General features: G+C 39.0%; 10 protein-coding genes. 4 read left to right on the top strand and 6 right to left on the bottom strand.

Translation table 11 applies throughout. From position 1 onward, the window contains the following. Positions 1-264 precede the first annotated feature (264 nt). Both NBX03_RS14190 and NBX03_RS14185 read right to left on the bottom strand, forming a co-directional pair. Positions 265-954, bottom strand: coding sequence for a Crp/Fnr family transcriptional regulator (locus NBX03_RS14190; protein WP_250228429.1), 690 nt, complete (start codon positions 952-954; stop codon positions 265-267). 163 nt (positions 955-1,117) lie between these two features. After that, positions 1,118-2,080 (bottom strand): D-2-hydroxyacid dehydrogenase, encoded by a 963-nt coding sequence (locus NBX03_RS14185; protein WP_250228428.1) that lies wholly within the window; start codon positions 2,078-2,080, stop codon positions 1,118-1,120. Positions 2,081-2,679: 599 nt separating this feature from the next. On the opposite strand from NBX03_RS14185, the gene NBX03_RS14180 reads away from it, so the two are divergent. Next, positions 2,680-3,591, top strand: coding sequence for an aminoglycoside phosphotransferase family protein (locus NBX03_RS14180; protein WP_250228427.1), 912 nt, complete (start codon positions 2,680-2,682; stop codon positions 3,589-3,591). Between the two features lie 640 nt (positions 3,592-4,231). Here the strand turns inward: NBX03_RS14180 and NBX03_RS14175 are convergent. Together NBX03_RS14175 and NBX03_RS14170 are read right to left on the bottom strand one after the other, a co-directional pair. Then, on the bottom strand, positions 4,232-5,704 hold the full coding sequence (locus tag NBX03_RS14175) for a flotillin family protein (protein ID WP_330638423.1): 1,473 nt from the start codon (positions 5,702-5,704) through the stop codon (positions 4,232-4,234). 80 nt (positions 5,705-5,784) lie between these two features. Then, on the bottom strand, positions 5,785-6,441 hold the full coding sequence (locus NBX03_RS14170) for an NfeD family protein (RefSeq protein WP_250228426.1): 657 nt from the start codon (positions 6,439-6,441) through the stop codon (positions 5,785-5,787). A 472-nt stretch (positions 6,442-6,913) separates the two neighbouring features. Here NBX03_RS14170 and NBX03_RS14165 point away from each other — a divergent pair, with 472 nt between their 5' ends. From NBX03_RS14165 to NBX03_RS14155, 3 genes are all read left to right on the top strand, one after another. Next, a complete protein-coding gene (locus tag NBX03_RS14165) occupies positions 6,914-7,375 on the top strand; it encodes an NUDIX hydrolase (RefSeq protein ID WP_250228425.1) in 462 nt (153 codons plus the stop codon). A gap of 391 nt (positions 7,376-7,766) precedes the next feature. Beyond that, positions 7,767-8,525, top strand: coding sequence for a glucose 1-dehydrogenase (locus tag NBX03_RS14160; RefSeq protein WP_250228424.1), 759 nt, complete (start codon positions 7,767-7,769; stop codon positions 8,523-8,525). 581 nt (positions 8,526-9,106) lie between these two features. After that, entirely contained in the window at positions 9,107-10,006 is a 900-nt protein-coding gene (locus tag NBX03_RS14155; protein WP_250228423.1) for a S66 peptidase family protein, read from the top strand. Between the two features lie 82 nt (positions 10,007-10,088). Here the strand turns inward: NBX03_RS14155 and gltA are convergent, their stop codons facing one another. Further along, positions 10,089-11,480, bottom strand: a complete 1,392-nt coding sequence (gene gltA / locus NBX03_RS14150) for an NADPH-dependent glutamate synthase (protein ID WP_250228422.1) — start codon at positions 11,478-11,480, stop codon at positions 10,089-10,091. Then, positions 11,473-12,324 (bottom strand): sulfide/dihydroorotate dehydrogenase-like FAD/NAD-binding protein, encoded by an 852-nt coding sequence (locus NBX03_RS14145; protein WP_250228421.1) that lies wholly within the window; start codon positions 12,322-12,324, stop codon positions 11,473-11,475. Before NBX03_RS14145 ends, gltA begins: the two co-directional genes overlap by 8 nt. Between the last annotated feature and the right edge of the window lie 410 nt (positions 12,325-12,734).

Genomic DNA, 12,734 nt, shown 5'->3' with positions numbered 1-12,734 from the left:
GAACAGGCATTAAGAGCTCTGCCGGATCTGTGGTAAATTTAAAATGAAACAGTAACAAAACAGTATATTCTATAGACTCAAAAATGTACTGTTTCCTGCGGAAATCCATATTTTTATACGAAGCGAACTTGGAAAAAGATACAGGCGTGAGCCTGTAAATCTTTTTTAGTGAGTTTTTTATGGTTATTAAGCTTGTTTTTGTTTGGTAACCATAAGTCTTTAATGAATCGGTTTTTGTGACTGCCTTATAATAAGTTTACCCTATTACATGTTTTCTGATATATAATCAACTAATTTTGAAAAGCTATCCTTATCCATAAAGATTTTTCCCTTTCGAATGGTGATGATTCCAAGGTTTATTAATGTTTTTATGCTTCTATTTACGGTTCTCAGAGAGGTTCCTGATTTTTCTGAAAGCTGGTTTCTTGTTTCATTTACGATGACGTTTCCACCTTTTCCGACGTTTTCTACATAATACCTTCTAAGAAGCATGGCAATAGATAAGCCGGAAGAAAACACAAGGTTTTCCCCCTTAAAGCTTGAGGAATTACACATCATTCTTCCTAAGCGCATAGCCGCATCTACGGCAAATTCATGGCTATTCGTAAGCCAGCTTATATAAACCTCATGGGGAAAAACAAGGCCCTTTGCTTCCGTCGCCGCCTCTACTGTAGAGGTGTATTCCCCCCATTTGCCGGCGGCTTCCATTTCGCCTATCACAGCCCCTTGGGATATGTCCTCCAGGACATAGTTTTTTCCGTTTATGAACTGATTATACACCCTTAATTTTCCTGAGAGCACAAGAATGCATTTTTCTGCCTTGAAGCCTCTGATGGCAAGAAGTTCTTTAGGAGCATAGGCTGTAATTTTGCATTTATCTGTATGGGCATAATCTACTTTTTTAAAAAAATAATTTAGATATTCATCTTCTAAAAACAAAGGGTCTATATACAATAAAATCTCCTCTTTTATATGAGATAAAAACCAAAGCAGAAAAGGTATTTGGAAAATACCTTGAACCACGAAATTTTTACTGCAAAACTTTGGTCTTATGAAAGTTTACTTAATATTAAGCAAATTTGAAAAAGGATGCAAGCATGATTTTTTTAAGTTTATTTTATCTGGCGGGGCCTACGGTATTTATAGGAGCGCCATTTAAAAATGCCTTTAGATTGTTTACGGCTATATTCATAAGCCTCTGCCTTGCTTCCTTTGCTGCCCAAGCCATATGGGGCGTAATCATGCAATTTTTAGCCTGAAGCAAAGGATTATCCGAAAGGATAGGCTCTTTACTTACAACATCGGCGGCATAAAAGCCTATTTTTCCAGAGGAAAGGCCTTTACAAACATCTTCTTCATTTACAAGAGGGCCTCTTGAGGTATTGATTAATATGGCGCCGTCTTTCATTTTATCAATGGTTTCTTTATTTATAATGCCCCTTGTTTCTTCCGTAAGGGGGCAGTGGAGGCTTATTACGTGAGATTTTTCAAGAAGGGTATTAAGGCTTTCAAATTTTACAGGGCAATTTGTAATTACCGGCCCTCTGGGGTTATAGGCGATAACTTCCATCCCAAAGGCGCAGGCTATTTCAGCAACCCTGCTTCCTATTTTTCCAAGGCCTATAATTCCTATGGTCTTTCCCCAAAGTTCTGTCTGAGGAGAATCCCAGTAGGAAAAGTCGGGAGAGCTTTGCCATTTTCCGGCGAATACGCCTTGGGAATGGCTTTCCGCCTTGTGGCAGGCCGCAAGAAGAAGAGCAAACACATACTGGGCGACAGTATTTGTGCCGTAGGTAGGAATGTTGGTTACCACGATGCCTTTTGAACCGGCATATTTAACATCAACTACGTCATAGCCTGTGGCAAGGACGCCAATATATTTTATTGAAGGACACGCATCTATAGTTTCTTTTGAAATAGGGGTTTTATTCACTATAATTATTTCGGCATTTCCGATTCTTGAAATTATGTCCTTGGCAGGGGTCCGGTCATAATATTCTACTGGCATAAGGCTTTCAAAGCCTTCCCATGATAAGTCGCCGGGGTTTAAGGTATATCCGTCAAGAATTACTGTTTTCATGTAAATTCCCTCCTTGGTATTGCGCATTGCTAAGCACAATTTGTATGCTTAAAATACGCACTTTATTCATTAAATATTTACTGTAATTATAAATTTAGCATTTAATGCCTTTCCTGTCAATTTATACTGGAGGAAGTCAAGGGGGTTGTCACTTTCTATTATTTATAGTAGATTTAAAGTTAGCCAGTAGAAAAGCCGTACATTTACGAAAGCTCAAAATATACCGTTTCCGAAGGAAATTCATGTTTTTATACTAAGCAAACTTGGATAAGGGTACAGGCGTAAATCTGTAACCCTTTTTTAAGTAAGTACTTTCGTATCGTTATCAAACTGGTTTTTATGTTGATAACGATGAGCCTTAAAGGAATAAGCTTTTGCTGCTTCTTCATAGTAAATTTACGATAATTTATTAGGGCGTTTCTGAAAACTCCAAACTCTAGTATATTTTGCCATAAAAGCATGACTTCATCGTCGAAAATCCTCAAGATAGCGTTGCTATCTCTGCGGTTTTCTTCTCGAATTCAAGCTTTCTTGCAAAATATCCATCGGTTTTCCGGTTTTCAGAAACTGCCTAATCGAATTTTTAAAAGGAGGCGTTTATGGAAGCATATTTTAAAAGCATAGAAGGCTCTGAAAAATGGTGTGAAATAAAGCCCATAAATAAAGGCTGGTCGGAAGACAGGAAATATTACGCCAAAGATGACGACGGAAAAGAATATCTTGTAAGAGTTTTTCCGTATCAAAATGATTATGAAAAAAGAGAAGAAGCCTTTAGAGACCTTCAGCTTTTTAACAGGCTCAGTATCAATATTCCAAAAGTCCTGTCCTTCGGAAGGCTTAATGAAAATGAGCTGTTTAGTGTTTTTTCTTGGGTCCGGGGATACGACTTGGAAGAAAAAATTAGAGAGCTTACTGAAAAAGAGCAATACAGCCTCGGCATAGAAGCAGGAAAAATATTAAAAGAAATACACAGTATAAACGTTTCTGTTCCTATGGAACCGTGGGAAATAAAAATGAATCACAAAATAGACAGAAAAATAAAAGGATATAAAGAATGCGGCATAAAAATTTCAGGGGAAGAAAAAATCATTTCTTATATAAATGAAAACAGGCATCTTTTAAAAGGAAGGCCTGAGTCTTTACAGCACGGGGATTACCATATCGGCAACATGGTTTTATCAAAGGACAGAATGCTTGGCATAATAGATTTAAACAGAGTAAGCTATGGAGATCCGTGGAGCGAGTTTGACAGAATCGTATGGTGTGCCGATATAAGCCCTTATTTTGCATCGGGAAGAATAAACGGGTATTTTGACGGCACCCCTCCTGAGGCTTTTTTCAGGCTTATGGCTCTTTATATCTGCTCAAATCAATTAAGCTCAATACCCTGGGCCATATCCTTTGGAGATAAGGAAATAAAAACAATGATTCGGCAAGGGGAAAACATCATGAACTGGTATGAGGGCTTTGAACGGTTTATTCCAAAATGGTATATAAAGGAAAGCAAATAAAAAAACAGGGGCTTTTACAGCGATATAATAAAAGGGATAAGATTTTCCGTTGTAAAAGGGATTGCACTGTGAACTAGAGATACTCTTGCATATATTTATATAAAGTAAAACAGTTATAAGGCAGTAAGAAAAACTTATTTTTCATAAAGGGCTTAAATACATAGAAACGCTTATATTAAACCATTTATAGTAAACAAAAATGAAAAGATCTTTGTTGACTATAAGGGAATATTCACCTAGCTTCACTGTAAGTATTTTCAGGTTCACTAAGTATAAAATATACGGTTTTTCTTACTGTAATTTTAGATGGAGACAGGCTGGTCCCCTGCATAAACACGATTTTTCAATACATATTATTGTTTAGATGGATGCCGGCAGCCTGCCAGAAGTAAAGCAGCCGAAAAAGCCTATTCCAAATATAAGCCTTTTGTGGCATTTATTTACTTGTTTTATTATGATGCATCTATAGTAAATTTATTATGAAGAAGTGATAAAGAATATAAACGTAAAAACCACGGAAGCAAAAGCCGCCGTGGTTTTTTATAATAATAAAGGATAGAGAATTATTTCATTTGCTTTTATAAGCCGCAGCAAATGCTATATTAAAATTTAAAAGTCTGGCTTTTAAATTCTTGGTCTTTTATTTTTTTGTTGCTCTTGATAATGTTTCTTTAATATTAACGCCTGTAATTGCTTCTACAGTTTCAGGAAGGCTTGCAACAATATCTGTTACGTAGCCGGAAACCTTTGCTGCTCCGCTTTTATCACCGCCGCCGTTATCAACAACAACGATTTTTTCAGTTTTTGCAAGAGGAGCGGCAACATTTGCGGCAATTTCAGGAAGCTTTTCTATAATCATATGGGTAATAGCCGCGTCGTTATAAAGCTTATAAGCTTCTGCTTTTTTAGTCATTGCTTCTGCTTCTGCAAAACCCTTTTCACGGATAATATCGACTTCTGCCATACCTTCAAGCTTCCTGGCTTCACTCTTTGCCATACCTTCAAGGCGAATGGCTTCGGCGCGGGCCTGAGCGTTTTGTATTTCTTTGTATTTAGCGGCTTCTGCCTCTTTTTCCTTACGGTATTTATCGGCATCTGCTTCTTTAACTACGGTTGCTTCAAGCTCCTGCTCTCTGCGGACTGCTTCTTGGGTCGCAAGCTCTGTTTCCTTCTGCTTCTTAACGATTTCTATCTGCATCTGGGTTTCAGCAAGCTGTTTATTAACCTCGTTTACTTCTATTTCTTTTTGGCGCTTAACGATTTCTATCTGCATTTCAGTTTCAGTAACCTGCTTTTTAACGATATTTGCTTCAATCTCGTAAGCAAGGTCGGCAGAAGCCCTTGAAGATTCCTGATCTTTTCTGTAGGCCTGAACCTTAAGCTCTTTTTCTTTTGCAGCTTCGGCAATCTGGGTTTCAGAGATAAGCCTTGCTTCTTCTCCAAGACGGTTGGCTTCGGCTGTTTTTATCTTTGTTTCTTTTGATGCTTCGGCCTCGGCAATTTCGGCATCTCTTTTAACTTCTGAAATACGCTTTTTACCAAGAGCCTGTAAGTATCCGTTATCATCGGAAATATCTCTTATAGTGAATGCCTTTATTTCAAGACCCATATCAGCAAGGTCTAAAGCGGCTACTTCCTGAACCTGAGAAGCGAACTTCTCTCTGTCCTTATATATTTCCTCAACAGTAAGTTTAGAAATAATCTCACGGAGCTTACCTTCAAGAACGTCCTTTGCTATGTCTTCGATAACGTTTATGGTTTTTGCTTCGTTACCTGTGTTAAACTGCTCAACAGCCGCAAGAATGGATTCCTTGTCGCTTTTTACCTTAATAACCGCAACACCGTCGGCAACGATGTCAACGCCTTGTTCTGTAAGAGCGCCGGCAGTTTTAACTTCGATTTTCATGTTTTCAAGAGAAATTCTGTCGGTGCGTTCAAGCATGGGCACAACAAGACCGCCGCCGCCGGAAATAACTCTTTTCTTAAGGCCTGTAACTACAAGGGCTTTGTCCTGAGGAACTTTCTTCCAAAGAGCTACGACACTTAATATTAATAGGAAAATTACGAACAGTATAGCAAGAACTGTTGTCAAAACTCCAAAATCAATTGGCAATATAACCCCTCCATTTATATTTATTAATTCTTAAAAGGAATGAAGCGTAAAGCCTATCCTTCAAAAATCCTTAAAGTTAATTAGTTTCTTGATGCCTTTGGTGCTACGAAATAAGTGTTTTTTTCAATATGCGCAATTTCAACATAAGTATTTCTGGATATTTCATTGCCGTCCTCACTTTTTGACGGAGCAGAATAAATATTTCCGTTAATCCTGTAGGTAATTTTTCCAAATCCCCCCTGGGGTATTTTTTCCGTAACGACAGCGTCATGGCCGATAAGGCTTTGAATTTCAACAGCGCTGGTATTCTGGGCTTTATTGAGAGGAACAATGATTAATCTGAACATTAAAAATGCAGTGAAAAGGCCTAAGGTTGACCCTGCCATAAGAGATAAAAGAGGGCCGAAATTCGGATAAAAAAGCATGCCTGAACCGCCTAAAACGGTTATAAACGCGGCAATGCACGCAGGCTTTAGAGGTGAAATATTATGGGTGCCGGTATCGAAATGGCCGTCGCCGTGAATGCTTAAATCGCCGCTAAGGTCACCGCCCAAGTCTCCCCCGAAATCGCCGCCAAGGTCACCGCCTAAGTCGCCACCTAAATCTCCGCCGAAATCCAAATCAATGTCTCCGCTGTCTCCGCCGATATCAAAGGCACTGAATATGTGGCCGAGGATAAAGCCCAAAACTGCATATCCTAAGCCTACACCAAAACATATTTTAAAAAAGGTTAGCATGCTGTACCTCCTTTTTATATAGTATAAAGCATTAATTCGCTAAAATTGAAAGAGAATCTATAATACGTATCCTTTCTTTCTAAGTAATTATACGAAGAAAATTACGGTAAGTTTAATACTTTTTTAAAATAATCCTTTGCTCTTTGTAATATTATCTGTTTATGATAAAAAACAATAGATAAGGTAGAAGCATTCCCTATTAATTATAACAGAGATAGAATTTAAAAAGAAGGGATATATCATCTATTTGTTTTTTATACTGCTGCCAATATGTGGTTTTGGAGGATATAAAATAAGAGAAAAAGAATAAGATTTTTGCTCCGCAAAATACTATAGAATCAAATGATGTAAACGATATTTTAATCCAGTCAGGTTTTTTCCTGTTCCATTTGACAATAGGGTTATTTGGTATGAATTTGAGTATAAAACAGAAAGTTATATAACTAAATCAAAAAGGTAAGGAGGGAATTTTTTGAAGGAATATATAAAATCAATGAGAAAGCTTGTAGGCAAAAGACCTATTCTCCAATGCGGAGCGAGTGTCATTGCAGTAAATGAAAAAAACGAAATATTATTGCAATTAAGAAAAGATAATAATTGCTGGGCCTATGCAGGCGGCGCTGTGGAGATTGACGAAATAGTAGAAGAAGCCGCCCAAAGGGAATTATTTGAAGAAACAGGACTAAGGGCAAATAAACTTGATTTATTCGGCGTATTTTCAGGCCCTGAATTGCATTATATATATCCCAACGGCGACGAGGTTTCAAATATAGAAATCCTTTATATCTGCAAAGATTATGCAGGGGAGCTGATACCCCAGTTGGACGAGGTGCTAGAGCTTAAGTTTTTTCCCATAGATGATATTCCCGAAAATTTATCTCCCCCTGTAGTTAAGGGCATGAAAGCATATATTGCTTTCTGTAAAAGATTATAAGACATTTAGCGCATTTATAGTAAATTTTTTATAAGAAAGCAACAAATACTTATTAAATTTAATATAGGCAAATAAAATTTCAAAAGCGAAAAACAGTGCCTCCCAATATAAAGCAAATACTTATAGCCTATAGGTATTATATATAAAAATCATCATAGTTAAATATTTTAACCTTTAATAAATTGACATATTAATCACAAACATTTACAATTATATGGTAAAGGTTATCCCAAAGATACGGTCTTAACGAAGCCTCTTGGCATATTCCTTTATTATGTATAGATTCTTGTAAATTCAGATTATATTACTATATTTTAGGTTAATCAGCTATATTATTTTTATAATTAGGATTGACCTGATTTTAACAATAAAGATAAGGGAGGCTTAGATTATGAAATTGAAAGGTAAAGTTGCTGTTGTAACAGGGGCAAGCTCCGGTATGGGCCGTTCGATCGCCCTTCTTTTTGCAAAAGAAGGGGCACAGGTAATTGCCGCCGCAAGAAGAGCTGAACGCCTTGAGGAATTAGCCAAAGAAGCAGAGGGCTATGAAGGCAAGATTATTCCTTTCCGCTGTGATGTGTCTAAAAAAGAAGACAATGAACTGATGATTGACACAGCAATTAAAGAGTTTGGTCGTATTGATATTTTGGTAAACAACGCAGGCATTATGGATGAAATGATGCCTGTGGCAGAAGTTACCGACGAATTATGGCATAAAATCATAGATGTTAATTTAAGCGGTCCTTTCTATTCATGCAGAAAGGCAGTTAACGTGATGCTTTCCCAAGGCCACGGCAATATCATTAACGTAGCTTCCATCGGCGGTTTAAACGGCGGCCGTGCCGGTGCCTCTTATACGGCTTCTAAATTCGGCCTTGTAGGCATGACGAAAAATATAGGCTATATGTATGCGTCTCAGGGCATACGCTGCAATGTAATATGCCCCGGCGGCGTTGCATCGGAAATCGGCGTAGGCATAACAAACCCAAGCCCCTTAGGTATTAAAATGGCCCAGGCAGGCGGCGCCAATATGGCCCGTATGGGGACCCCTGATGAAATTGCTTCCATAGCGCTTTTCCTTGCATCAGACGATTCAAGCTTCATTAACGGAGCGGAAATCGTAGCAGACTCCGGCTGGACAGCTTACTAAAAATTACTGTTAAAAAGTATCGATTTCTCAAAACGGATTAAGCTGTTTTCCATTGTGTCTCTGGAGGCAGTTGGCTTTTAAGATATATAGTAATAATTTTAAGGCGATAGGATTCGTATGATAATATCTTATTTTTATAATAAAAAAGAAAATAAATACCGATACCGCCTTGAAAGGCGGTATCGGTATTTATTTAATATAAAAGGTATAAAGACAGAGGATATCCGGTTAAGGTTTCTGAAATAAATTTATATTTTACCGTCCCTTTCAAAGGGACGGCAGAAGCTGCATTTTAGGAAAATCAGTTTTTCAGCTCTTATTTTATTTTTATACGGCAAATGCGAAACGTCCTATGAGTTCATCCTAGACACAGGATATAGTGATATACCTTAAATAGGGTAACAAAAAGCGTATATTTTGAATGGCTTCATTTAAGCGCTTCTATAGATAAAGCCGTTTATGAAAAATAGTTTTTTGTTACTGCCTTAAAGCTATATTACTATAGAAGACCATGCTATTATCATAGATAAAGTCAAAAGCTATTTTTTGATACAGTGAAATGCTTGGAGGAGGTTTTATATATGCAAGCAAAGAGACTGAATATTAACGGAACAATCGGGATATTTTGTCCAAGTCATGTGGCTGATATGGGGCGCTATATTCCTGCCTTTGCCGCAATAGAACGCCTTGGATTTAGAATAAAACTCGGTGATAACTTTCAAAAGGATACTTACGGCTATGCCGCTAGTGCGGAGGAACGAGCCGCCGATTTAAATTCCCTTGTGGCAGATGGCAGTGTACAAATGGTTTTATTTAACGGTGGTGCAAGTGCAGCGGAGATTCTGCCGCTGATTGATTATGATAATATCCGGCGTCACCCGAAAATATTCAGCAGCTACAGTGATGGCACTTCTATACTCAATGCAATTTATGCTCAAACAGGTCTGATTACTTACTATGGCATGGGAGCAGGGGAGTTTTCAGACCTGCGGCATTATGATTACATGCAGTTTTGTTCTCATTTTGTGGAAGGGTTTCAGGCAGACCGATTTATAAGCAACAGCAATTGGAAAACCTTGCACGGCGGTGTTTGCGAGGGTACGCTTATAGGCGGATACACTGCGCTCTTCGGCCTAATGCTTGCCAATGAAAATTTTCAGTATAATGCTGATAAAAAATACCTTTTGTTCTTAGAAGATCATGAAAAATTCAGCGGCGTAGGAGAAGTAAGCTCATACCTTGCTTTTATCGGCCAAAGCAGATTCATGAAAAACGTTTCCGGACTAATTTTCGGACATTATGCCCTTAATGCTCCGGAGGATTTATTGCGCTGCCTAGCGCGCTTTGGTGCTAAATACCGTATTCCTGTTGTTTACACAGATGATTTCGGCCATGGCGCAAAGCACGCAATACTGCCTATCGGTATGAATGCGAAGCTTGATGCGGATAATCAATGGATGACTTTTTGCAATATTCCTTAATAAACATTTTTTAATAATTCAAAAAGCTGAGGATTTTATCCTCAGCTTTTTATATAACTGTCTTAATAGACGAAAGGTTTTATTACTTATTTTTGTTTTTGATATACTCATCAATGGAAGCAGCGGCAGTTTTACCTGCGCCCATGGCATTGATAACGGTAGCTGCGCCGGAAACGGCGTCTCCGCCGGCAAATACGCCTTCGCGGGTTGTAGCCATTTTGTCGTTTGCCACAAGGCAGCCCCATTTGTTGGCTTCAAGGCCGTCTGTTGTGGTTCTGATAAGCGGGTTCGGAGAAGTTCCGATAGCCATAACAACTGCATCTACATCAAGAATGAAGTTGGAATTGTCTTTTGCAACAGGTCTTCTTCTGCCGGAAGCATCAGGCTCTCCAAGCTCCATTTCGATGCATTCCATACCGCATACGAAGCCGTTTTCATCGCCTACTATTTTTACAGGGTTTGTAAGGTTTTTGAAAATAATGCCTTCTTCCTGTGCATGGTGAACTTCTTCAAGTCTTGCAGGCATTTCTTCTAAACCGCGTCTATATACAATATAAACTTCCTCTGCACCGATTCTCTTAGCACATCTTGCAGCGTCCATGGCAACGTTTCCGCCGCCTACTACTGCAATGCGCTTGCTCTTTTTAATAGGGGTGTCGCTGTCGTCTTTGTAAGCTTTCATAAGGTTAATACGTGTAAGGAACTCATTGGCGGAATATACGCCTACAAGACCTTCGCCGGGGATTCCCATAAATGCCGGAAGCCCTGCGCCTGAGCCTACGAATACGGCTTCAAAACCGTCTTCAAAAAGCTCGTCTATGGATAAAACCTTTCCGATAACCATATTTGTCATAATCTTAACGCCCATGGCTTCAAGGTTTTCAACTTCTTTTTTAACAATTGCCTTTGGCAATCTGAATTCGGGAATACCGTAAACAAGAACGCCGCCGGCTGTATGGAAGGCTTCGAAAATAGTAACTTCATAGCCTAATTTTGCAAGGTCGCTTGCACAGGTAAGGCCGGAAGGACCTGCGCCGATTACAGCCACCTTATGGCCGTTTGAAGAAACTTTTTCAGCCTTTGCTTCTACATTTTTCATATACCAGTCAGCTACGAAGCGCTCAAGTCTTCCGATGCCTACAGGCTCGTTTTTAATGCCTCTTACGCATTTGCTTTCGCACTGGCTCTCCTGAGGGCAAACTCTTCCGCATACAGCAGGCAAAGTGTTTGTAGAAGTTATTATTTTATAAGCTTCTTCAAAGTTGCCGTCTTTTACCTGCATAATGAATTCAGGTATTCTTACGTTAACGGGGCAGCCGGAAACGCAGGGCTTATGCTTGCAGTTCAAACATCTTTCGGCTTCTTCTTTTGCCATTTCTTCTGTGTAGCCTGTTGCTACTTCTAAAAAGTTCTTATTTCTTACATTCGGGTCCTGTTCCGGCATAGCGGTTTTATTTGGGGCCATATTAGGCATTTTCCTTACCTCCCTGATTGAAAAGTCTGCAATTTTCTCTGCTATGTGTTTCTTCTCCGCGGTAGAAGGTGTTTCTTCTCATAAGCTCATCAAAATCTACCTTATGTCCGTCAAAGTCGGGGCCGTCAACGCAGGCAAATTTTATTTCTCCGCCTACGGAAACACGGCAGCCGCCGCACATACCTGTTCCGTCTATCATAATCGGGTTCAAGGAAACAAGGGTCTTAATGCCGTAAGGCTCTGTAGTCTTTGAAACGAATTTCATCATAGGAATAGGTCCTATGGCGATAACGAGATCATAATTGTTTCCGGCGTCTATAAGGGATTTAAGCTTATCTGTAACAAAGCCTTTTTCTCCGTAGGTGCCGTCGTCTGTAGTAATATAAAGATTCGTTGCAACAGCCTTCATTTCTTCTTCAAGAAAAACGATGTCCTTTGAGCGGAAGCCCGCGATCATATCTACGTGAAGACCTTCTTTGAAAAAGTGCTTAGCCTGGGGATAAGCAATAGCGCAGCCAACGCCGCCGCCGATGATGCATACTTTTTTAACATTGTCTTCAACATGAGTAGGAAGACCTAAGGGGCCAACAAAGTCAAGAAGATAATCTCCTTCGTTAAGCTGGGCTAAGAGCATGGTTGATCTTCCAACCTGCTGAAATATAATCGTAACCGTGCCGGTTTCCGTATTGGTGTCGGCTATGGTGAGGGGAACACGCTCGCCGTCTTCATCCACGCGGAAAATGATGAACTGGCCGGCCTTGGCTTTCCTGGCGATAAAAGGGGCCTCAATCTCCATTAAAGTAACGGAGGTGTTAAGTTCTTTTTTTCTTACTACTTTAAACATAGTTACACTCCTTTTAATAATTGTGAATTTACGCTTATCTTAAATTGATAAAGACAGGGAAAATTCCCCCGGCCTGTCCTTAATCGATTAAGCAGCGGGGCTTTTGGCTATAATCAAATAAATATTTAAAGCACGATGTTCAAAAATACCTATAAAGAATATGAAAAACAGCGCTTCTGATTTACCTGATTATGATGCGTAAGCCTGATTAAGTAATATGTTCTTAATTTAGCTTTATATATGAAGTGGCATGGCCCTAAGGGTTAGCCTTACATCGCATAAATTACATAAATGCATATTTTTCAACAAAGATTGACAGTGATTAAATCTTAACCAAGAATTAAAATTGTAAATAATTCTCGTAAAACGGGGAAAAGCCCTTTAATCAAGGCCTCTCAAAATATGTCAGT

This window comes from Anaeropeptidivorans aminofermentans, from assembly GCF_940670685.1.
Classification (GTDB): domain Bacteria; phylum Bacillota; class Clostridia; order Lachnospirales; family UBA5962; genus Anaeropeptidivorans; species Anaeropeptidivorans aminofermentans.
The sequence above is the reverse complement of the archived record's forward strand: the minus strand, read 5'-3'. Positions and strand labels throughout refer to the sequence as shown.

Coding starts and splice junctions, on each gene's coding strand:
- NBX03_RS14185 (WP_250228428.1), bottom strand. CDS start 2,080: ATGAAAACAGTAATTCTTGACGGATATACCTTAAACCCCGGCGACTTA.
- NBX03_RS14180 (WP_250228427.1), top strand. CDS start 2,680: ATGGAAGCATATTTTAAAAGCATAGAAGGCTCTGAAAAATGGTGTGAA.
- NBX03_RS14170 (WP_250228426.1), bottom strand. CDS start 6,441: ATGCTAACCTTTTTTAAAATATGTTTTGGTGTAGGCTTAGGATATGCA.
- NBX03_RS14160 (WP_250228424.1), top strand. CDS start 7,767: ATGAAATTGAAAGGTAAAGTTGCTGTTGTAACAGGGGCAAGCTCCGGT.
- NBX03_RS14155 (WP_250228423.1), top strand. CDS start 9,107: ATGCAAGCAAAGAGACTGAATATTAACGGAACAATCGGGATATTTTGT.
- gltA (WP_250228422.1), bottom strand. CDS start 11,480: ATGCCTAATATGGCCCCAAATAAAACCGCTATGCCGGAACAGGACCCG.
- NBX03_RS14145 (WP_250228421.1), bottom strand. CDS start 12,324: ATGTTTAAAGTAGTAAGAAAAAAAGAACTTAACACCTCCGTTACTTTA.